The 20,785-nt window shown below is 71.5% G+C and carries 18 protein-coding genes; 9 read left to right on the top strand and 9 right to left on the bottom strand.

The window, feature by feature from the left end:
* The first annotated feature begins 15 nt into the window (after positions 1-15).
* On the top strand, positions 16-492 hold the full coding sequence (locus tag ACIRDX_RS00295) for a type IV pilin protein (protein WP_396623390.1): 477 nt from the start codon (positions 16-18) through the stop codon (positions 490-492).
* Positions 493-529: 37 nt separating this feature from the next.
* Here the strand turns inward: ACIRDX_RS00295 and ACIRDX_RS00290 are convergent, their stop codons facing one another.
* The 5 genes from ACIRDX_RS00290 to ACIRDX_RS00270 form a co-directional block, all read right to left on the bottom strand.
* The gene (locus ACIRDX_RS00290; protein ID WP_396623389.1) at positions 530-892 is read right to left on the bottom strand and encodes a P-II family nitrogen regulator; all 363 of its coding nucleotides are present in this window, start codon (positions 890-892) and stop codon (positions 530-532) included.
* Entirely contained in the window at positions 889-2,172 is a 1,284-nt protein-coding gene (locus tag ACIRDX_RS00285; protein WP_396623388.1) for an ammonium transporter, read from the bottom strand. The genes ACIRDX_RS00290 and ACIRDX_RS00285 overlap by 4 nt, the downstream gene beginning before the upstream one ends.
* 231 nt (positions 2,173-2,403) lie before the next feature.
* Complete coding sequence (locus ACIRDX_RS00280; RefSeq protein WP_396623387.1) at positions 2,404-3,960, bottom strand: sigma-54 interaction domain-containing protein; 1,557 nt, start codon at positions 3,958-3,960, stop codon at positions 2,404-2,406.
* Between the two features lie 114 nt (positions 3,961-4,074).
* Positions 4,075-5,349: a porin gene (locus ACIRDX_RS00275; protein ID WP_396623386.1), complete on the bottom strand. Its 1,275-nt coding sequence runs from the start codon at positions 5,347-5,349 to the stop codon at positions 4,075-4,077.
* Between the two features lie 322 nt (positions 5,350-5,671).
* Positions 5,672-6,877: a PKD domain-containing protein gene (locus ACIRDX_RS00270; RefSeq protein ID WP_396623385.1), complete on the bottom strand. Its 1,206-nt coding sequence runs from the start codon at positions 6,875-6,877 to the stop codon at positions 5,672-5,674.
* A gap of 22 nt (positions 6,878-6,899) precedes the next feature.
* On the opposite strand from ACIRDX_RS00270, the gene ACIRDX_RS00265 reads away from it, so the two are divergent.
* On the top strand, positions 6,900-7,664 hold the full coding sequence (locus ACIRDX_RS00265; protein WP_396623384.1) for a hypothetical protein: 765 nt from the start codon (positions 6,900-6,902) through the stop codon (positions 7,662-7,664).
* Between the two features lie 24 nt (positions 7,665-7,688).
* On the opposite strand, the gene ACIRDX_RS00260 is transcribed toward ACIRDX_RS00265, so the two are convergent.
* The 3 genes from ACIRDX_RS00260 to ACIRDX_RS00250 are packed head-to-tail and all read right to left on the bottom strand — an operon-like array spanning position 7,689 to position 11,087.
* A complete protein-coding gene (locus ACIRDX_RS00260; protein WP_396623383.1) occupies positions 7,689-8,843 on the bottom strand; it encodes an MFS transporter in 1,155 nt (384 codons plus the stop codon).
* The gene (locus tag ACIRDX_RS00255; RefSeq protein ID WP_396623382.1) at positions 8,843-9,886 is read right to left on the bottom strand and encodes a serine hydrolase domain-containing protein; all 1,044 of its coding nucleotides are present in this window, start codon (positions 9,884-9,886) and stop codon (positions 8,843-8,845) included. Before ACIRDX_RS00255 ends, ACIRDX_RS00260 begins: the two co-directional genes overlap by 1 nt.
* Positions 9,873-11,087 (bottom strand): glycoside hydrolase family 10 protein, encoded by a 1,215-nt coding sequence (locus ACIRDX_RS00250; protein ID WP_396623381.1) that lies wholly within the window; start codon positions 11,085-11,087, stop codon positions 9,873-9,875. Before ACIRDX_RS00250 ends, ACIRDX_RS00255 begins: the two co-directional genes overlap by 14 nt.
* Positions 11,088-11,208: 121 nt before the next feature.
* On the opposite strand from ACIRDX_RS00250, the gene ACIRDX_RS00245 reads away from it, so the two are divergent.
* Both ACIRDX_RS00245 and nagB read left to right on the top strand, forming a co-directional pair.
* Positions 11,209-12,183 carry an N-acetylglucosamine kinase gene (locus tag ACIRDX_RS00245; protein WP_396623380.1) on the top strand — a complete coding sequence of 325 codons (975 nt, stop codon included), beginning with the start codon at positions 11,209-11,211 and terminating at the stop codon, positions 12,181-12,183.
* Complete coding sequence (gene nagB, locus ACIRDX_RS00240) at positions 12,164-12,895, top strand: glucosamine-6-phosphate deaminase (RefSeq protein WP_396623379.1); 732 nt, start codon at positions 12,164-12,166, stop codon at positions 12,893-12,895. The genes ACIRDX_RS00245 and nagB overlap by 20 nt, the downstream gene beginning before the upstream one ends.
* A gap of 3 nt (positions 12,896-12,898) precedes the next feature.
* Here nagB and murQ read toward each other — a convergent pair whose 3' ends face one another.
* Complete coding sequence (gene murQ, locus ACIRDX_RS00235) at positions 12,899-13,849, bottom strand: N-acetylmuramic acid 6-phosphate etherase (protein ID WP_396623378.1); 951 nt, start codon at positions 13,847-13,849, stop codon at positions 12,899-12,901.
* Between the two features lie 134 nt (positions 13,850-13,983).
* Here murQ and ACIRDX_RS00230 point away from each other — a divergent pair, with 134 nt between their 5' ends.
* The 5 genes from ACIRDX_RS00230 to ACIRDX_RS00210 are packed head-to-tail and all read left to right on the top strand — an operon-like array spanning position 13,984 to position 20,779.
* Entirely contained in the window at positions 13,984-14,976 is a 993-nt protein-coding gene (locus tag ACIRDX_RS00230) for an AAA family ATPase (protein WP_396623377.1), read from the top strand.
* Positions 14,976-15,887 (top strand): DUF58 domain-containing protein, encoded by a 912-nt coding sequence (locus tag ACIRDX_RS00225; RefSeq protein WP_396623413.1) that lies wholly within the window; start codon positions 14,976-14,978, stop codon positions 15,885-15,887. Before ACIRDX_RS00230 ends, ACIRDX_RS00225 begins: the two co-directional genes overlap by 1 nt.
* On the top strand, positions 15,884-17,068 hold the full coding sequence (locus ACIRDX_RS00220; protein WP_396623376.1) for a BatA domain-containing protein: 1,185 nt from the start codon (positions 15,884-15,886) through the stop codon (positions 17,066-17,068). The genes ACIRDX_RS00225 and ACIRDX_RS00220 overlap by 4 nt, the downstream gene beginning before the upstream one ends.
* Positions 17,058-19,046 carry a DUF4175 family protein gene (locus tag ACIRDX_RS00215; protein WP_396623375.1) on the top strand — a complete coding sequence of 663 codons (1,989 nt, stop codon included), beginning with the start codon at positions 17,058-17,060 and terminating at the stop codon, positions 19,044-19,046. The genes ACIRDX_RS00220 and ACIRDX_RS00215 overlap by 11 nt, the downstream gene beginning before the upstream one ends.
* Positions 19,043-20,779: a hypothetical protein gene (locus ACIRDX_RS00210; protein WP_396623374.1), complete on the top strand. Its 1,737-nt coding sequence runs from the start codon at positions 19,043-19,045 to the stop codon at positions 20,777-20,779. Before ACIRDX_RS00215 ends, ACIRDX_RS00210 begins: the two co-directional genes overlap by 4 nt.
* The last annotated feature ends 6 nt before the right edge of the window (positions 20,780-20,785 follow it).

The raw sequence follows: 20,785 nt of genomic DNA, 5'->3' as shown, positions 1-20,785 counted from the left end.
GCGATGGGGAAGGGCGTGACCGACCCAGGCGTCGAGCGCGGCGCGACGACGGCCGACACGGGCGTGCGGGCTGACGGGGAGGGCCTGCGCGCCGAGGGGCGGGCGCGGCGTCAGCGCGGATTCACGCTGCTGGAACTGATGGTGGTGATGGCGCTGATTGTCGTCATCGCGGGCATGGCGATGGCGAGCTACCGCAACGCGGTCACGCTGGCGCAGGAGGCCGTGCTGCGTGAGGACCTGTTCCGCATGCGCGATGCCATCGACCAGTACTACGCCGACAAGAACAAGTACCCGTCGACCCTGGAAGCCCTGGTCAGCGACGGATACCTCCGCTCCATCCCCGAGGACCCGTTCACCAAGTCGGCGTCCACGTGGCAGGAGGTGCCGGCCGAACCCGACGCGAGCAACCCGTCTGCCGAGCCCGGCGTGTTCAACGTGAAGAGCGGGTCCGATCGGACCTCGATGAACGGCCAGGCGTACAACGAGTGGTGAACGTCGCGCCGCCCACCACTCGTCATCCCGAGCCGGCCTACTGGTGGAGCACGGCGACGGGCGTCACCGCATCCTGATCCTGCTCTCCGGTGCGGATGCGCACGACGCGCTCGACCGGCAGCACGAAGATCTTCCCGTCTCCCACCTCGCCCGTGCGCGCGGCGCCGGCGATGGCCTCGATGGTCCGCTCGACGAAGCCGTTGCTGACGCCGATCTCGATGCGCACCTTCTCGGCGAGCGCCATCTTGACGCTCGTACCCCGATAGTTCTCGACGTGCTCGGTCTCGCCGCCGTGGCCCTGGCCGCGGCTGATGGTCAGCCCGCGGACCTGGACGCTGAACAGCGCCTGCAGGACGTCGTTGATTTTCTCGGGCCTGACGAATGCCACGACCATCTTCATGCCCGGCTCCCTTCCGCCGTCACGGCGCTGCTGGCCACCGCCCCGTGCAGCAGGTCGGGGCTGATGAGGATCGCCCCGTCGCCGTGGGCGTACGCCTCTTCGCCGTGGTCGCTGACGTCGAGACCGAGGGCCTCATCACGCGTGCCCGTGCGAAGCGGCAGGACCAGCGCGATGAGCTTCAAGAGGACGAAGGTCATGACGGCGCTGTAGACCAGCGCGGCGCCGATGCCGGCCGCCTGGATCCCGATCTGGGCCGCGTTGCCGCCGACGAGCCCGTTGGCCGCGCCGCTCCACGCCTTGTCGGCGAAGACGCCCGTGAGCAGCGCGCCCACGGTGCCGCCGACGCCGTGCGCCGCGACCACGTCCAGCGAGTCGTCGAGGCGTGTGCTGGCCCGGAACTGAATCGCGAAGTAGCTGGGGACGGCCGCCAGCCCACCGAGGAGCAGCGACGACATCGGGCTGACGTAGCCGGCCGCGGGCGTGATGGCCACCAGGCCCACGACGATCGCGGTGGCGCCGCCCACTGCCGTCGCGCGGCCCGTCCGGACAACGTCGAGCAGCGTCCAGACGACCAGCGTCGCCATCGGTGCGAGCATCGTGTTGGTGAACGCCAGGCCGGCGATGCCGTTGGCCGAGAGCGCGCTACCGGCGTTGAAGCCGAACCAGCCGAACCACAGCAGGCCCGCGCCGAGCAGCACGAACGGCACGTTGTGCGGCAGCATCGCCTGCCGGCCGTGGTCGAACCGGGGACCGACCACCACGGCGGCCACCAGCGCCGCCGCGGCGGCGTTCACATGGACCACCGTACCGCCGGCGAAGTCGAGTGCGCCCATGGTGGCCAGCCAGCCGCCGCCCCACACCCAGTGGGCGACCGGCGCGTATACGACCAGCACCCACAGCGTGATGAAGGCGATGTAGGCGCTGAACCGCATGCGCTCCACCACGGCCCCGGAGATGAGCGCCGCCGTGATGACCGCGAACGTGCCCTGGAACGCCATGAACAGCACATGGGGAATCGTGCCCTGCGGGTCCAGCGTCACGCCCTTCAGGAAGGCGAAGTTCAGTCCACCTACCCAGGGCGTGCCCGGGGCGAAAGCGAGGGAGTACCCGACGAGGGCCCACGCCACACCCGCGAAGCCCAACGAGATGAACGACATCATCATCGTGTTGAGCGCGTTCTTGGACCGGACCAGCCCGCCGTAGAAGAAGGCCAGGGCCGGGGTCATCAGCAGCACGAGGGCCGTGGAGACCAGCATCCACGCCACATCTGCGTTGTTCATCGATCCTCCGAATGGAGACGACGGGCCGGGCGGGACGTCGGTGTCCCACGCGGGTCGCGTCCGCTCGGCTCTATTACGTAGCAAATTCGATGCTTGATCGAACTGGCACAGGCTGTGACTTTTGCAAGTCACTGATATTGAAGGATGTTGCAGCGAATCGTCAGGAATCGGCCAGGAACGGAATCAGACAATTCTGTCTGCCGTTCACCGATGATCCGACATTTACGTCGCCTACTCTCGGCGGAAGCGACGGAGGTCGATGCCGAGCTTCTTGACCTTGTACGCGACGATCCGCTCGGTGGTGTCGAGCAGCCGCGCCGTGCGGGCCAGGTTGCCGCCCGCGGTCTTGAGGGCGTCCTGAATCAGGTCGGTCTCGAGCGCGGCCGTCGCCGACGCCAGCGACACGCGGGGCAGGGTGCCCGAGACCTCGGCGGTCTGCAGGCTCGGAGGCAGGTCGTGGCCGTGAATCACGCCGCCGGTCGCCACCAGTACCGCGCGCTCGATGCAGTTCTCGAGTTCGCGGACATTGCCCGGCCAGTGATAGCTCATGAGCATGTCGATGGCCGTTGTCGCCAGGCGACGGACGTCCTTGCCGTGGGCCGCGGCGTACTTCTCGACGAAATGGTCGGCGAGCAGCAGGATGTCGGGCTTGCGGTCGCGCAGGGGCGGCAGGAACAGCGAGAACACGTTCAGCCGGTAGTAGAGGTCTTCGCGGAACGTGCGCGCCTTGACGGCGTCCTCGAGGTCGCGGTTGGTGGCGGCGATGAGTCGCACGTTCACACGGATGGTCTGCGTGCCGCCCAGCCGCTCGAACTCGCGCTCCTGCAGCACCCGGAGCAGCTTGACCTGGGTGCCCACCGACAGTTCGCCGACCTCGTCGAGGAAGAGCGTGCCGCCGTGCGCCAGTTCGAAGCGCCCCTTCTTGGCGGTGCGTGCGTCGGTGAACGCGCCGGCCTCGTGCCCGAACAGCTCCGATTCCACGAGTCCCTCGGGCAGGGCACCGCAATTGACCTTCACGAACGGCTTGCTCGCGCGGGCCGAGTGGTAGTGAATCGCGTGCGCGATGAGTTCCTTGCCGGTGCCCGACTCGCCGCGAATCAGCGCCGTCGTCTGGCTGCGGGCCACCTGCGTCACCTGCCCGAACAGCGCCTGCATCGGACGGCTGCTGCCGATGATGTTGCGGAAGTCGTAGCGCTCGCGGAGTTCCTCGCGCAATTGCGCGTTCTCGGCCACCAGCTGCTGCCGCTCGGCCTGCTGCAGCCCGTGGACACGCACGGCATAGCCGAGCAGGGAAGCCACGACGCCCAGGAACTGCATCAACCGCTCGACGTCGGCGTCTGGACGATGGGGACGCGCCAGGCCGACGGCGCCGACACAGGCACCCGCCGCACAAATCGGGACGCACAGGAACGACGTGTCCTCGCCGGCCGCTGCCGTGCGCTTGTGCACGCCGGTACGGTTCAGGAACAGGGGCTCCTGGCTGGCGCGCGGCACCACCACCGGCCGACCGGTCTCGACGACCCGGCCGATGATGCCCTCGCCGACGCGATACCGCACACGCTGGGCGGTCTGCCAACTGATGCCGGTGGCCGCCGCCACCGAGAGTTCCCGGCCGTCGCCCTCGCGCAGGGCGATGAGGCCACTGCGCGCCGACACGGCCTCCGTCACGTGCTCGAGGGCACGAGCCAGGGCTGTCTTGAGGTTGGGGGCCTCGCTCAGCACGGGACCGAGCGACAGCAGGGCCGCGAGGTGATCAGCCTCGACCCTGACGGCCAGTTGCCTGGGCATGCGGCCCATAGCCTACGCCTTTCCGGCGTCGCCGTGAGCGCAGAACCGTGGCGCATGACGCAATCGGCTGGTCAGCGTGGCGGGCCGCCCCAGTGACGGCCCGCCGCTCGCACCTCAGGGCGTGGCCAGGGCGTAGGTGAAGCCGAAGAGGATCGTGTTCTGCTGTGGCCGGAACTGGTCCGTCTTGTACTCGAAGAAATCCTCGTCGGACCAGTCGCGCCGGTACTCGACGCGCAAGGCGAGCCCCTTCACGATGGTGTGCTCGCTGGTCAGGGTGATTTCCTGGATGGTCTGGGCGGTGCCCGTCATGAAACCATCACGATCTTCGAAGACCTCGAACCGGCTGGCCAGGGCCCAGGAGGGGAGCACCACCACCCGCCCATACCCGGCGATGCCCTGCCACGCCGTGGTCACGCCGCCCACCGTGTCGCGACCGATGTCGATGTTGGTCATCAGGGTCAGCCGCGGGTTCACCGTCCAGGTCGCGATGGTGTCGTAGAGGTTGCGCCAGCCCGCCGCGCCGTTGGGCCCCTCGGGGCCGCCCATCCAGGCCTGCGAGAGGGTGAGCGCCGGCGTGACCTTCCAGCTGACCGTCGCCGCCCCGGTCTTGCCCCGGTTGTTGTCCTGGGCATTGTTCCAGCCGTTGATGAGGTAGCCCGACACCGACACGGTGTCGCTGAGCGGCAGCGAGGCCCGCATCCCGAGATGGTAGTAGGGGGCCGCCCACGAGAAGAGCAGCGAACGCGAATAGTTCCAGTTGTAGGCGGTTTCGGTCGGCTCGGCCCCGATCGGCGTGTTGAACTTGCCGACGTCGATCTGGAGGCCGCGGCCCACCGGAGCCAGGACGCTCACGTAGGCCTGCTGCAGGTACTTCAGGGCCCCATCATCCGGATCGGTCGAGTTGACCCACGTCGCCGTCGGTCCGAACCCGATGTCGGTCCGGAAGCCGAGGCGGCGCTTCTCGGTCGGCACCTGCTCGAACGCGATCTCGAAGTAGCTGCCGGAGAACTGGTTGTCGTTCTCGTCGAAGTTGCGAAGGACGTTCTTGCCAGACGAGGGCTCGTTGCCGTTGTAGGCGTAGTACGTGTCGCCCGTTGTCGACACCTTGGTGGGGCCGAAGAGCCGCATCCAGGGGTTGGTGGGGGCGGGAGCGGCGACCTCCACGGGCTGGGCGGGCGCAGGGGCCTGAGCCGGCGACTGGGGCTCTGGCGGCGCCTTCTCGATCAGGGCGGCCGTCGTGGTGACCGGCGTTGGCTGCTCACCGGCGGCGGCCGTCGTCCCGCTCTGGGCGGCGGCGGGGGCGACCAGCACCAGGGACGCCAGAGTCAGGGCCGAGACGACGCCAGCGGGGCGAGTCCATGACGAGACAAAGTGGGCAGAGGATGCCATGCACTTCCTCTCTCTATCAAAGCCCGTGCCGCTGTCGTCCGCGGTTGTCACACGTTGAGGCTAAGTCGAATTTCTACAATCCATTGCGCCTCTACCGCCTGGTGCCCCCAGGAATCCGAGATCCGACATTAATGTTTCTCATCTGACATAGTGCGACAAGTTTGTTGAATGAGGTGCGGCTAAGGATCATCACATCGGGCAAAGAAGCACTTTGTTTTAACGAGCATAAAGACCAAAAGAAGCGCCGGGCGTCACTGGACAGCCGGCGCTTCGGACGGGGCACGCAGACGCGCGTGCCCCTCGATGGCTCCACGCCGCAGCGCTACTGGATTAGCACCTCGATCGTGGCAATCCCACGCTGCCCGACGGCGTTGACCACTTCCACCGACACCCGCCGGCGACCAGCCGATCCGTAGACCTTGCTCGTCGTCGGTCCGGTCGTCACGCGCGTGTCGCCATCGCCCAGGTTCCAGTTGTAGGTCACGATGTTGGTGCCAGAGGCCGTGGCGGTGAACTGCACGACCGTGTTGACGCCCGCCGTCGAGGGCGAGGCCGTCAGGGTCACGTTGATGACCCGCTCCTCGACCGTGACCGTCGTCGTCGCCGTCGTCGTCTCGCCGCCGGTATCGAGCACCGAGACGGTCACCTGATACGTGCCCTTGCGCGCGTAGACCTTCTGCACCGTCCGCGACCCCGTCAGGGCCCCCAGGGACCGTCGTTCGCCGTCGCCGAAGTCGATCACCACGTCCCGCACGGCGTCGCCGTTGGTCTGTGGCTGCACGTTGACCGTGAACGTGGTCGTCTCACCCTCGCCGACGGCCGTGGACGGCCCAGTCAGCGTGATGATCGGCCGCGTGGTGACGCGCACCGTGGTCGTGGCCTGCACCGTGCCGACCGTGGCCGTCACGGTGGCCTCGCGCGTGGTCGTCAACAGCGTCCGCGCCTCGCCATTGCCGTCGGTGATGACGGTGGCGTCGCGCAGGGAGCCCGCCGTGGTCGCGAAGGTGACCGGCACGCCGGGGAGGCGCTGGTTGTTCTCGCCCGTCGCCACGGCCAACAGGTCCACCGTCCCGCCATTGGCCCCCACCGCGCTGGGCAGCGCGCTGAGCGTGAGCTGCGAGGCCGCCGCCGCACCGACCCGGATTTCCACGGCCTCGGCCTGCGCCCCGCCGGAGAACGCTCGGACCCGGGCGATGCCGGACGCCGTGCCGGCACTGAGGCGCACCGTGGCCTTGCCCCCGTTGGTGCGCGCCTCGGCCGGCTCGAGCGACCCGAGCGTGGTGGTGAAGTTCACCTGCGTGCCGTTTTGCACGGGCACGCCCCCGGGTTCGGTGACGTTGGCCGTGATCTCGACGGTCCCGTTCAGCGCCACCACGGTCTGGGCGGCGAACAGGGTGACCGCTGAATCAGTCGGCGCCGTGAGGGGCACCTTGTTGCAGGCGCCCGCGACGAGCGCGATCAGCACGGGCAGCGTGCCGAGGAGGGCCCGGAGGGCAATCGGCCGGCCGGCGTGACGCGGTGCTAGCATGACTGGCAAGAATACCAAACGCATGAGGCCCCCCGATCAGACCCCGGCTGTGTCAGACGCGCGCGGCTACGCCATGGCCGTGCTGCTCGTAGCGTTGGCGGTGATGCTCACGCTGATGTCGATGGCCATGCCGGTGTGGAAACAGCAGGCCAAGCGCGAGAAGGAGGAGGAACTGTTGTTCCGCCTCAGGCAATACGCCCACGCGCTGGCGCTGTACCAACGCAAGCTCCCGGGCGCCTCGCCAGCCAACCTCGACGACCTGGTGAAGGAACGCTACCTCCGCCGCAAGTACAAGGATCCGATGACCGGCAAGGACTTCACGGTGCTGCGGGTGGGGCAGGTCTCACCGGGCATGACCGCCACGGTACCCGGCGTCGGGGAGGGAGGCGCCGGCACGAGTGTCCGACCGGGCGCCCTGACCGAGGGGCCGGCCGGCCCCTCGCGCGCCGGGCAGGGGATGGGCCCCGGAGGCACATCGATGGCCCCGGGCCAGATCCTGCAGCCCGGCATGGGCGCCGCCGGTGGCGCCGTCGGCGGCATCCGGGGAGTGGTCAGCACGAGCAAGGAAACGTCCTTGCGCGCGTGGAAGGGGCGCACCCAGTACGACCAGTGGGAAGTCGCCATCGAGGACATCACGCCGCGATTCTTCGGCGTGCAGCAGCAACCCGGGCAGAACCAGCGACCGGGTGGCCCCGGCCAGCGTCCGGGAGGACAGAGCGGCCCTGGAGCGACATCGCCCGGCGGGCTGCCGCCCAATCCCTACGGCAACACCATTCGCCGGCAGTGATCGGCGCGTCTGCCTCGTCCGGGATCAGCGGGGGGCGCGCGGGCGGGCCCCGTACAGGGCCAGCGCCATGCCGAGGCAGAGCAGCAGAGGGAACGAGGCCAGTATCCGCCCGCCGGCCAGCGGCAAGGTGAGTCCCATGCCCCAGGGCAGCAGCATGGCCCCGACACAGCCGATGGCGGCGACGATCGATACGGCAAACGCCGCACGGTCGGCGAACCGACTGGTCACGACCCCGAACATCGACGGGTAGATGGGGCCAGTCGCGCCACCGAGCAGGACCAGGGCCACCGTCGTCGGCAGCCGTTGCCCCAGGCCCGCGAGGAGGCACACGCCACCCGCCGCCAACACCGCCAACGAGCCCCACAAGACGGTCGCCGGCCCCACCCGCAGTGCAAGGAGCGTCGACACGATGCGGCCGGCCAGGTACGACGACCAGTACGCCGACATGGCGAGCGCGGCATCGGCCGGCGAAATCCCCAGGGTCTGCTCGAGGTAGGTGGGCGCCCAGCCACTGAAACCCGACTCGACGCCGCCGTAGAGGAAGACCAGGACCCCGATGAGCACCAACGCGGTCGGCACCGTCCGATGGCCGCTCGTCGGACCGTCGACCCGCCGGGACGGCGCAGGATCGCCGGGAAGGACACGCCAGGCCCATGGCAGCAGGCCCAGCGCACAAACTCCTCCGACCAGCGGCACCCACCGGGCCTGCCCCCCGGTCCGCAAGGCCGCACTCGTAATCAGCGGGCCGATGACCGTGCCCACGCCGTAGAGCGCATTGATCAGGTTGACCACGAAGGCCGGGCGATGGGCCAGCAGGCGCGAGGCCACCAGGTTGATGCCGATGGTGCCGAACCCGTAGCCGGCGCCCAACACCGCGCTCCCCGCCAGCAACGACGTGGCGCCCGGCGCCACCGCCAGCGCGGCAGTGCCAGCGGCGAACACGGCGATCGCGCCGAGGATGGTGGGCCGCGTGCCCACGCGGTCGAGCAGGAAAGCCGCCGACACCTGCGACGCGAGAAACCCGGCGAACAACGCGCTGTACAGCACGCCCATCGCCGAGACGGGCAACCCGGCGACCTGGGCGAACTCGTGTAACGCCGGGCCCAGCGTGGCGATGCTGAGGCCGAGCGCGACGAAGAACGCACACAGGAGCGCGATGAGCGCGTGCGGCGTCGGCATCAGGCCGGGCCTTCCCAGGCGGCCCCGATCGTCGTGTGGACGGACCGGCGGAGGTCAGCCATGTCTGCCGCGGTGGCCCGCCCGGCGACCCGATTGGTGAGCAGGACCACGTAGAGATCCCGCGCCGGGTCGATCCAGACCGAGGTCCCGGTGAATCCCGTGTGGCCGATCGCGGATGCCGACAGCCGTGGGCCGCACGACGAGGTGGGCAGCGCCGTGTCCCAGGCGAGCGCCCGGGACGACCCGGGGACCGGGGACCGGCGCGCGAACGCCCGCACCACCCAACTCGGCCCGATGGGCGTCTCCGCCCCGCGGACGCCTCCGAGCACCGCCCTCGCGATGTCGCCGACGCCGCCGACCGTCCCGAAGAGGCCGGCGTGGCCAGCCACCCCGTGCATCGCCGCGGCGTTGTCGTCGTGCACCTCGCCACACAGCGCCCGCCCGCGCCAGGCGCTCGTCCCCGTCCCCTGCACCAGCGCCGTGCAGGCGAGCGGGCCGAAGCGGGGCGGGGCAGGGCTCAGCCAGCCGAGGAGCGTGTGAATCTGCTCGTCGAGCCGCGACTCGGTGATGACCGCGAGCAGGGCCCCCAGCACGATGAAGCCGAGGTCACTGTAGATGGCCGCGCTGCGAGGCGCACAGGCCAGGGGAGCCCGCGCGCTGGCCGCCGCCAGCGCCTCGGCCCCACGATGCCGCTCGAACAGGGGCAGGTGGGCGGGCAGTCCAGCGGCATGCGCCAGCAGGTCACGCACACGGACGTCGGCGCGGTCGGCGCCACGCCAGTCGGGCATCAGGGTGCGGACCGGCATGTCGAGATCCAGGAGGCGTCGTCCACACAGGTGCGTGGCGAGGAGCCCTGTGCCGAGCACCTTGGTCAGCGACGCCAGGTCGAAGCACGCGTCGTCTGGCACGCCGACGGCCGCCCGGCCGGCGACCCCCGACGAGGTGCCGATCTCGAGCACGGCGGCCGGGATGCGTCCGTCGTCGACCGAGGCAGAGAGCAGCGCTGCGGCGGCCGAGAGGCCGGGGACGTCAGCGCGTCGCACCGACCTGGCTCGCCGCGCCGTCGCGGAACACGCGCCGCTGGACGGCGGCCAGATAGGGCGAGGGCCGCCCCACGCCGCCGGTCATGCTGTCGTAGGAGTAGAGGAGGACGCCCGTGAAGCCGCGCGCGCGGGCCACGGCCACGCGGCGCGAGGCCTCGTCGGGCTCGATCTTGTAGGCGCCGATCCCAGGCCAGACGGCGCCCGCCGTACTGTCGGCCAGCACCTGCAGTTGCCGCTCGTACGAGGCGCCGCTGGACATGTACAGCATCGGACACGCCGCGTCGATATGCCCCTCGCGTAGCCAGCGGGCCCAGTCCTGCAGCTTGTAGTCGCGAGCGTAGTCGGGATCGGGCCACACCGCAGCCGTCATCCGGACCTGGGGGCGGTTGCGGCGAGCCGTGGCGGCGAGCCGCGCCACCAGCTGCGTGAGACGTTCGCGACGCCAGCTGATCCAGCGGGCGGGATACGTGTCGACGAAGGCGAGCGGACGCGTCGCCGCGCGGTCGTCGAGCGCGGCCAGCTCGGCTGGGGTCAGCTCGAGCGCGATCGAGGCGCGGAAGGCCGTGAGCGCCGCACGACTGTAGTCGAAGTCCGGTGACGGGAAGCGGATGTAGTCGAGGTGCAGGCCGTCCAGCGCGTACCGGGTCGTGAGGTGATCGACGATCGCGTCGAGGCGGGCCTGTGCGCCGTCGAGCAGCGGCGAGCTGAACACGCCCTCGATCGTCGCGTTCTGCTTGAAGCTCCAGGCCGCCAGCGTCGAGGCGTAGCGTGGGTCCCTGGGCGACATCGGCAGCAGGGTGTCGACGAGCGGCCGCGGCACCATCAGCCACTCGGGATGCTGCACGGCCACGTGCTGTGATGCCGACGGCATCGCAGTGGCGCCCGCCACCAGGTTGGCGTTCAGCCAGGCGTGGACCTGCAGGCCGCGGGTCCGCGCGCGGGCGACGAGATCGCCGAGCGGGTCGAAGGCCGCCGGCTGACGCGCCAGCAAGGTGGCACGAGGATCCGGCCCGCCCTGATAGAAGGCATCGCCCCGGCCCCGCACCTGGACGAAGATCGCCGTCAACCCGTGCCGCGCTGCGTCGTCGACCACCTGCGTGACGTGGGCCGGGCTCGTCATCCAGCTGCGCGTGACCCACAGGCCTCGCATCTCGCTCGCACCGGGCTGTGGGCGCGCGGCGATGACGCGTGGCCAGGCCACGGCAGGCAGCAGGGTTGCGAGGGAGAACCGCAGGAGGTCGCGGCGGGAGGCTACGGGCATCGATCCGGCGCGCGCGAGGGAACGAGCACGCGCATGCGAAGTATATACTCGCGGTCGCGTGATGTCGGGCAGCCACACCCTTCCCCTCGTGATCGGCATCGACGCCGGCGGGACGAAAACAGAGGCCGTGCTGGCCGATGGGAACGGTACGGTCGTGGCCCGCGCCCGGCGCGGCGGCGCCAACCTCGCGGCGCACGGCGAACTCGCGGTCGAGAAGACCCTGCACGAGCTGATCGACGAGGTCCTGGGCGAGGGGCACCTCCGGCCCGACGTCATCTGCCTCGGCATCGCCGGCGTCGACCGTGCCGAGGACAACGCCATCATCCAGGGCATCATGCGGCGCATCGGCGCACGGGCGCGGATCCTCGTGACCAACGACGCGCTCATCGCCCTGGTCGCGGGCGCGGGCGTGGGGCCGGGCGTGGTGGTGATCGCCGGCACGGGATCCATCGCCTACGGTCGCAACGACCGCGCCGAGGCGGCGCGCGCCGGCGGGTGGGGCTACATCCTCGCCGACGAGGGCAGCGGCTTCTGGATCGGCCGGCAGGCGCTGCGCGCCGTCGTGCGCGCGGCCGACGGGCGCGGGCCCGCCACCGCGTTGACGCCGCTCGTGCTCGACTTCTTCGGCGTGACGCGGCCGGAACAGCTCGTGCGCGAGGTCTACCGCCACTACCTGAAGCCGAGCGACATCGCCCGGTGCGCCAGCCTGGTGCAGACCGCGCGCGACGCCGGCGACGCCATGGCGACCCACATCGCGTCAGTGGCCGCTGACGAATTGGCGGCCTCGGTCCGCTCGGTCGTGCGCCAGCTGGCACTCGACGGGGCGTTCCCGGTCGTGATGGCCGGCGGCGCGTTCCACGCGGTTCCGTGGCTGCAGGACGCGCTGCGGACCCGCCTCTCGGAGGACGTGCCCGGCGGGCACGTCCAGTTGCTCACCACCGACCCGGCGATTGGCGCCGTGCGCCTGGCCCTGGCCGAGGCTCAGGGCGGCGCATCCCTTCCCACATACAAGACTCGTGATCATCTCGCTCTGTGATTCTCCCCAGGACGTGGCCGACCTCGCGGCGCAACGCGTGGCCGACCTGCTCCACGACACCCCCCGCGCCGTGCTCGGTCTCCCCACCGGACGGACGCCCATCCGCATGTACGAGGAGTTGGCGACGCGCGCCAGCGACGGCGAGGTCGACTTCTCGCAGGCCACCAGCTTCAACCTCGACGAGTTCGTCGGCATCGGCGTGAGCCATCCGGGCAGCTACCGCGCCTACATGAAGGGCCATCTCTTCGATCGCGTCGGCATCACCGAGGCGCGCGGGCACGTGCTCGACGGGTTGGCCGCCGACCCCGACGCCGAGTGCGCCCGTTTCGAGGAGGCCATCGAGGCCGCCGGCGGCATCGACCTGATGATCCTGGGCCTCGGCGCCAACGGGCACATCGGCTTCAACGAGCCCGATGCGACCCTGCAGGCGCGCACGCACCGGGTGACCCTGCTCGAGCCGTCCCGGAAGGCCAACGCCGAGTTCTTCGACGGCGACCCCTCACGCGTGCCTGCCGAGGCGATGACGATGGGGATGGGGACGATCCTGAAGGCGAGGCGGATCCTGCTCCTGGTGACGGGCAGCAGCAAGGCCGCCACCGTCGCGGCCCTCATCACGGGGCCCGTCACGACGCAGTTGCCAGCGTCGTTCCTCCAGTTGCACGCCGACGTGGAGCTGATCTGCGACACCGAGGCCGCCGCGCAGATCCGGTGACGTCTACTTCTTGTCGAGCCCCAGCAGCGCCCGCAGCCGGGGCTCGACATCCTCGCCCACGGCCTCGCGGACCGAGTCGTGCGACTGCTTCAGGGTGGCCAGGGCCTTGGAGAGCGTCAGGCCGGTGCGCTGCATGACGATGGCCGCCTTCACGTCGTTGCGGGCCGACTTCAGGAGCTTGCCCGCCGTCTCGTAGTCCACGCCGGTCGCCATGCAGATGATGCGGCGGGCGCGATCCTTCAGCTTGTCGTTGGTGGCCTGCACGTCCACCATCAGGTTGCCGTAGGTCTTGCCGCTGCGCACCATCGCGATGGTGGTCAGCATGTTGAGGACCATCTTGGTGGCGGTGCCGGCCTTGAGGCGCGTCGAGCCCGTCAGCACCTCGGGCCCGACGGCGGGCGCGATGATCAGGTCGACGAAGTTCTGCAACTCGCTGCCGGGCCAGCACGTCACGAAGATCACGCGCAAGCCCGCCTTGCGGGCGCGCGTCAGCGCACCGCGCACGAACGGCGTCACGCCGCTGGCCGAGATCCCGATCACGACGTCGCGCTTCTGGGGACGCAGCCGGGCGATGGCGCGGGCGCCTTCCTCGTAGTCGTCTTCCACGCCCTCCTTGGGCTGGAACACAGCGTCCTTGCCGCCCGCCATCAGCGCGCGCACACGGGTGGTCGACACGCCGAAGGTCGGCGGCATCTCGGCCGCCTCGACCACGCCGAGACGGCCGCTCGTGCCGGCGCCGACGAAAATCACCCGGCCGCCCTTGCGGAACGACTCGGTCACCATCTGCACGCCGGCGGTGATGCGTTCCTTCTCGCGATGGACGGCGGCGACGACCTTCCGGTCCTCGCTGACCATCAGGTCGATCACGTCGCCGACCGACGCGGTGTCGAGCGCGAGGCTGTTGGGGTTGATCGCTTCGGTCGGGAGGGCTTCCCACTTCGACATCATCGGCATGAAGGGTGACTCGTGGGGCGATCGCGGCGAACCGGTGAAGCGTAGCGCGGGGGTTTCGAGGCTGTCAACGAAACGCCCGGCGCCCCGTCGTCGTGTAGACGCTCGAGGTCCGGTTGCTACAATCGCAGCCAGACATGCCCACACGCGCGCTCCCGATTGACGACGCGGCCGCGCTCGGCCAGCGGCTCGAAGCCGAGCTCGGACGGACCATTGTCGGCCAGCGCGCCGTGCTCCGCGAGATTCTCGTCAGCTTCTTCGCGGGCGGGCACTGCCTGCTGCGCGGCGTCCCGGGCCTGGCCAAGACGCTGATCATCAAGACGCTGGCGCGCACGGTCGATCTCTCGTTCAACCGCATCCAGTTCACGCCCGACCTGATGCCCTCCGACATCGTCGGCGCCGAGGTCATCGAGGAGGACCGCACCTCCGGCCGACGCGAGGTGCGCTTCATGCGCGGCCCGGTGTTCGCGCACATCCTCCTCGCCGACGAGATCAACCGCACGCCGCCTCGCACCCAGGCCGCACTCCTCGAAGCGATGCAGGAGCGCCAGGTCACCGTGGGGGGCGTCCGCTACGACCTGCCGGCACCGCAGTTCGTCCTGGCGACCCAGAACCCGATCGAGCAGGAGGGCACCTACAGCCTGCCCGAAGCGCAGCTCGACCGGTTCCTCCTGAACGTCGTCATCGGGTACCCGACGGCCGACGAGGAACGGCAGATGCTCGCGCAGACCACGACGGCGCCACAGGCCGCCGCGCAGGTCGTGGCGACCGGCGCCGACATCGCGGCCGTGCACGCACTCGTGCGCGAGATCCCCGCCGCCAGCAACGTCGTGGACTACGCCGCGCGGCTCGTCCGCGCCACGCGTCCCGGCGCGCCCGAGGCCACACCCTCGGTCACGTCGTACGTCCGCTGGGGCGCCGGCCCGCGCGCCGGGCAGGCCCTGCTGCTGTGCGGAAAGGCCCGCGCGCTGCTCGACGGCCGCGCGACGGTGTCGCTCGACGATGTGCGCGCGCTGGCGTTGCCCGTGCTCAGGCACCGGGTGCTCGTGAACTTCCAGGCCGAAGCCGAGGGCCTCGATGCCGACGCGCTGGTGTCGCGCCTGCTCGACGAGGTGCCGGCCCGTCCGTGATGGGCTCGTCCTCGACGCTGGCCCTCGACCCGGCGCTGCTGGCCCGCATCGCCGACCTCGAGTTGGCCGCCCGCCTCATCGTCGAGGGCACCCGCCTCGGCGCGCATCGCAGCCCGTTCACGGGGTCGGGCGCCGAGTTCCAGCAGATGCGCCCCTACCTGCCGGGCGACGACCTGAAGCACCTGGACTGGAAGCACTACGCCAGGACCGATCGCCTGTTCACCCGCGTGTACCGGGAGACCACCGAGTGGCCGGTGATGCTCGCCGTCGACGCGAGCCGATCGATGACCCTGTCCACGACCAGTGGCGTCACCAAGCTGCGCGTGGGGGCGTTGCTGGCCGCAGCCCTGGCGTACCTGCTGGTCCAGCAGGGCGAGGCGGTGGGCCTGGTGGCGCACGCCGACCAGCCGCGCCTGCAGTTGCCACCGCGCACCGGCCGCCCGCACCTGGTGCGACTGCTCGGGCAACTCGATCGTCTCGAGCCAGGAGGCGGCACCGCACTCGGTCGTGGTATTCGCACGGCGGCGACTCGACTCGGACGGCGCGGCTTCGTGGCGGTCGTCTCGGACCTGTTCGGCGATGACGAGGACACGGCCAGCGCGGTGCGCGAGGTGCGCCGCATGGGCCACGAAGTGGTGCTCTTCCATGTGCTCGCGCCCGAAGAGCGGACACTTCCGACGGGGGGCGACGTCGCGTTCGAGGACCTCGAAACGGGTGAGCGACTGGTGACGAGTGTGCCGGCGATCCGCGAGGCCTACGCCGGCCGCCTGGCGGCATTCATCGCGCAGTGGCAGGCGTTTGCCGCCAGCGAGGGCGTGACCTTCGTCGAGGCGCACACCGACAGGCCGCTCGATGCCGTCCTGCGCGCGTTCTCGCAGCAGCGCGCGGCCCTGGCCGGAGGGGCGCGGTGAACTGGGCCCTCCCGTGGGCCGGGGCGCTGGCGATCGCCGTCGTGCTGCCGCTCGTCGCCCACCTGTGGTCGCGACGGCAGCCCACCCTGCGGCCCTTCTCCACGCTCCGGTTCCTGCGCGCCTCGTCGCCCGTGGCGCGCCGGCTGCAGCGCGTGCAGGACTGGCCACTGCTCGCGCTGCGCGCCGCCATCGTGCTGCTGATCGTCGCGGCGGCCGCCGGGCCGACCGTCGTCACCGCGGGGCGCCTGGACGCCTGGCGATCGCGCCTGCATCGCGTGATCGTCGTGGAGACATCCGCGGCGGCGAACGCGCGATCGGTGGTCGGCGAATGGCAGCGCACCGCCTCATCGTCCGAGGTCCTGACGGCAGCCGCGCCGATGCAGGCGCTCGCGGACGCCAGTGCGCGTGCCACCGTCGCCGCCCGCGAATCGCGCACCGAGATTGCGCTCGCCTGGAGCGGTCGTGCCACGGCCCTGCCGCCACGTGCGCTGGACGCGGTGCCCGGGCACGTGGGCCTGAGGTTCGCTCCGATCGACGCGCCCGCCCGGCCGGCGGTGGCCGTCCCCCTCAGCGTTGCCGCCGCCCCCGGCGACGCGGCCGTCGCCGCGCGGCTGCGCGAGACGGCGACGCGACTGGCGTCGCGCAGCGAGGTGGCCGTTCGAGTGAACCTGCCCGGCAGCCCATCTCCGGATGCCGCCGCTGCACCGGCCACGTCCGGCGCCGCCATGCTGCTCGACGCGCTGGCCACCGACCCGCGCATCCGGGAGGCCGCCGAGCGTTCGCGACCCGACGCGCGCAGCGTGCGCATGCCGGCGGCGGCCCGGCTCCTCGCGGCCGATGCGCAGGGACGGCCGTTGCTCGCCGGCTGGGCGGAGGGCAACCGCGTGGAGCTGCTGCTGGCGGCGACGCCCGGATCGCCGCTGGCCTTGTGGAGCGTCCTCGTCGCAAGCGAGGCGCTCGCTCGCCCCGAGGTCGAGCAGGTACCCATGACGTGGAGTGCTGCCGACCTCGCCCGACTGACACGGGACGGGAAGCCGCCTACCGCGAACACGCTGCCCGCGGGACTGGACACACGCTGGTGCTGGGCGCTGGCCCTGCTCCTGCTGGTAGGGGAGCAGTGGTGGCGGCGCGGTGCGCGCGACAGTCGTGAGCCTGCGGTGGAGGCACGCGATGCCGCCTGACGAACCGCGCGTCGGCGGCGGCAGTCCCAGTGCCGACCGCGCGTGGATCCACACGTGGCTCGCAACGGCGCAGCAGCGATGGCGCCTCGCCCTCGTCACGTGGCACCTCGTCGTGGGCATGGCCGTGGGGCGCCTGGTGCATGCCTGCGTGTCCACGTACGGAGGGTCGGCGATGCTGCCGGCTGGCGCGGCTGGCGCCTGCGTGACGGTAGCGGGGCTCCTGGCAACACGGGGACTGCGCTCGCTCACCCCACTGATCACCGAGACCGAGGCGCACACGCCCACGCTCGGCAACGCGCTCCGGACCTGGCACGAACTGGGGAGCACGCTCGACCCGTCGATCGAGACCCACCTGACGCGGCAGGTCCGCGGCGCCCTCGGTGCGGCGTCGTGGCCTCGGCCCGTCTCCGTGCGGCGCTGGCGCGCAGCCCTCCTCGCCCTGGCGCTCGCCGCGATGGCCCCATGGTGGCTCCCGGCCGCGCGCCCGGCTCAGGGCCACGGCAGCGACGGCGCCTCGAACCCTGCGACCGGCGGTGGAGGCAGCGGCATCCGCTGGCACGTCACCGTGCGTCCGCCGGCCTACTCCCGCCAATCGGTGCAGGAACTGGATGCCCCCACGCGGATCGAGGCGCTCGCCGGCGCGCGTCTCGACGTGCGCGTCGAGGGCTGGCCCGCAGGCGCACAGGCACGGCTCGGGGCGACACCGCTGGTGGTCGAGACCACGGGCACGACCGCGCGGGCGACGTTCGACGTCCATCAGTCCGACGCCCTGGTGCTGGGCACCGCCACAGGCACGCCACTCGCCACGATCGTCGTGATCGTGCGCGCCGACGCGGCTCCAGACGTCCGGATCACGGCGCCAGGCGCTGACCTCAAGCGAGCCGCGGCCACCGGCCAGGTCTCGATCCATGTCGTGGCCGCCGACGACATTGGCCTCCGCGAACTGCGACTCCGTTACACCAAGGTGTCCGGCAGCGGTGAGAGCTTCACCTTCGAGGACGGCGAGTGGCCCGTGCGCCTGCAGCGCCGGTCGCCGACCACGTGGGAAGGAGACCACGTGGTGGAGCTGGCCGCACTGGGCCTCGGCCCCGGCGACTCGGTGGCCTACCACGCGGTGGCGCACGACGCCCGGCCGGGCGCGGAAGGCGCCGGCGAATCCGAGCGCTTCCTCATCGAGATCGCGCGGGAAGGGGCGCAGGCGGCCGGCGACTTCAGCCTGCCAGAGCCGGAGGAGAAGTTCGCGCTGAGCCAGCGCATGGTGATCCTGCTCACCGAGCGACTCCTGGAGCGACGTCCGCGGATGACGGCGGCAGCCTACCTGAGCGAGGCCCAGGCACTCGCCATCGCGCAGCGCCGCGTGCGCGCCGAGTTCGTCTTCATGCTCGGTGGCGAGGTCGAGGACGAGGAGGAGGAGGCCGCCCACTCGCACGAGGTGGAGGCCGGCCGCCTCGACAACCGCGGCCAGGGCGACCTCACGACCGCCGTCCGGCAGATGGCGCAGGCCGAGACGCGCCTGACTGACGCCGATCTCAGGGAAGCACTGCCTTACGAGTACAGGGCGCTTGCGGCGTTGCAGGCGGCCTTCGGCAAGGCCCGCTACTTCATGCGCACGCTGCCGACCCCGGTCCAACTCGATGGCGCGCGGCGCCTGCAGGGCGACCGCTCCGAGGCGGCGCCCGCACGCTGGGCCCGGGCGCCATTGCCCGAGCCCCAGGCGCGCCGGGCGCTGGCCCTGCTGGCCCGGCTCGACAGCGGCGCCACCACCGTCGCAGCGGCAGTACCGGACCTCATCGCGCTCGATCGCGCCGACGGGACGTGGGTGCAAGCCGTGCAGGGGGCTGCCGCCGGAAGCGACGGCGCCGCCGCGGCGCGATTGCTGCGTGCCCGCCTGCTCGCGTCCGGCACCGCGCGTGTGCCGCTGCCACTGCCGGCGTCGAGGGACGAGGTCGGCCTCGCCGCCCTGGAGCGACGCCCATGAGGTGGCTGCGCGTCAGCCTGCGCGCGCTCGGGATACTCGGCGTGGCCGGCGGCCTGCTCGACCCCGGCTGCGCGCGTGCGCGTCGGCCGGTCATCGAGGCGACCGTGCTCGCCGGCGTCCCCGATGCGGCGGCGGAGGTCGCCCGCCTGGCCGCTGCCGCACCGTGGGCAGACGTGCGCCGCGCCGATGGCGACGATCCCGCGGCAGCGACCGACGTCGCCGCGCGCATCGTCGTCGGCGACGCAGGAGCCGCGCTGACCCTGTTGCGTGAGCGTGGCGCGGCCATGGTCGTCCGGCCTGCCGGCGATGCGCTGGCGATGGCGCACGTCGGGGCGCCTGTCGACGCGGCCGTCGGTGTCACGACAGACATCCTCGTGAGGCTTGCCGCCGTTCCATCAGCGCGAGGGCAGGTCCGCGTTCGCGTCGTCGACACGGCTCGCGACGTGGAGGTCGCGACCGGGACCTCTGCTCCGACAGCGCCGGGGCAGGCGCCGCCGTTGGCCGTGCGCGTCCCCTGGCTCCCTGTGAGCCCCGGCCATGTCCGGCTCCGCATATCGGCCGCGTGGGAGGGGGAGGGCGTGGTGCGCCCGGCATCGCCCGCCGACGTCGATGTCCGTGTCCGCGATCTGCAGATCGCGGTCGATGTGCTCGAGGCGCGCCCGTCCTGGGGCGCGCGATTCGCACGCCTCGCGCTCGAGGGCGCCCGTGGGCTCACGGTGCGAAGCGAGACCCGCGTCGCGCCAGGCCTGACCACGGGCGCCGACGACGCCCAGGTGGCGTCGGGCCGCGATCTGGCGCACCTCACCATCGCCGGGGGCGTCGAGGCGTTGACCTCCGCGGACGTGACGCGCCTCGCAGCCGACGTGCAGGAGCGCGGACGCACGGTGGTGCTGGTGCTCGACGCGCCGCCGACGGCCGGCCCCTGGACCCGCCTGTGGCCGCAGCCCGTCGGCCTGGTGCGCACCGCCGCTGCGGTGCAGCCCGCCCACATCGGCAGTCACCGCTGGCACGTCCGGGAGTGGCTGGCGCCCGGCCCGGCAACGGACGCGCAACCGCTGGCGTATCTCGACGAGGGCACGCCGGTGATCTGGGGACGGGCCGCAGGCGGCGGCCGCATCGTGCTGATCAGCGCGCTCGACGCCTGGCGCTGGCGGGCGGATGCGGGCACGGACTTCGCGGGCGGATGGCGCGCATTGGTGACGTCGCTGGCGCTCGAGCAACCTCGCCCGCTGTCGCTCCGGCCCTGGCTGGGGTACTCGGAAGACGGACGGGTCGTGGGCCTCGCGGTCACGACAGGTCCGGACACGGCGGCCGCCGACGTGCGGGTCACGCCGGGTGAGGCCATCGACGCGTGGGGGCAGTCCGTCCCCCTGTGGTCGCCGGCGCCGGGCCAGTGGCGCGGCACCGCGCCCTGGCCGGCAGGACGGCGAGTCAACGTCGCCGCTCGCACGATGGAGCAAGGGCGAGTGGTGGCCGAGGACGCAGCCGTGATAGACGTAAGCCCTCCCGCACTGGTTGGCGCGTGGCCGGATGTGGTCCGCCACCAGGCCAGCGTGGGAGCCCTTGCGGCCACCGACGCCGAGGCGCCTCGCGCGCTCTCGGCGCTGCGGGCCGCCCTGGACGCGCCGCCGGGCGCGCGCTGGCACGTGACGCGGACCTGGTGGTACGCCGCGCTCGTGCTCGCCGTGCTCGGCTTCGAGTGGATCCTGCGCCGCCTGCATCGCGAGCGCTAGGCGGAC

Origin of the sequence: Luteitalea sp., from assembly GCF_044337415.1 — a bacterium.
GTDB lineage: Bacteria > Acidobacteriota > Vicinamibacteria > Vicinamibacterales > Vicinamibacteraceae > Luteitalea.
Note: the sequence above shows the minus strand (reverse complement) of the source record. Positions and strands in the feature narration are given on the sequence as shown.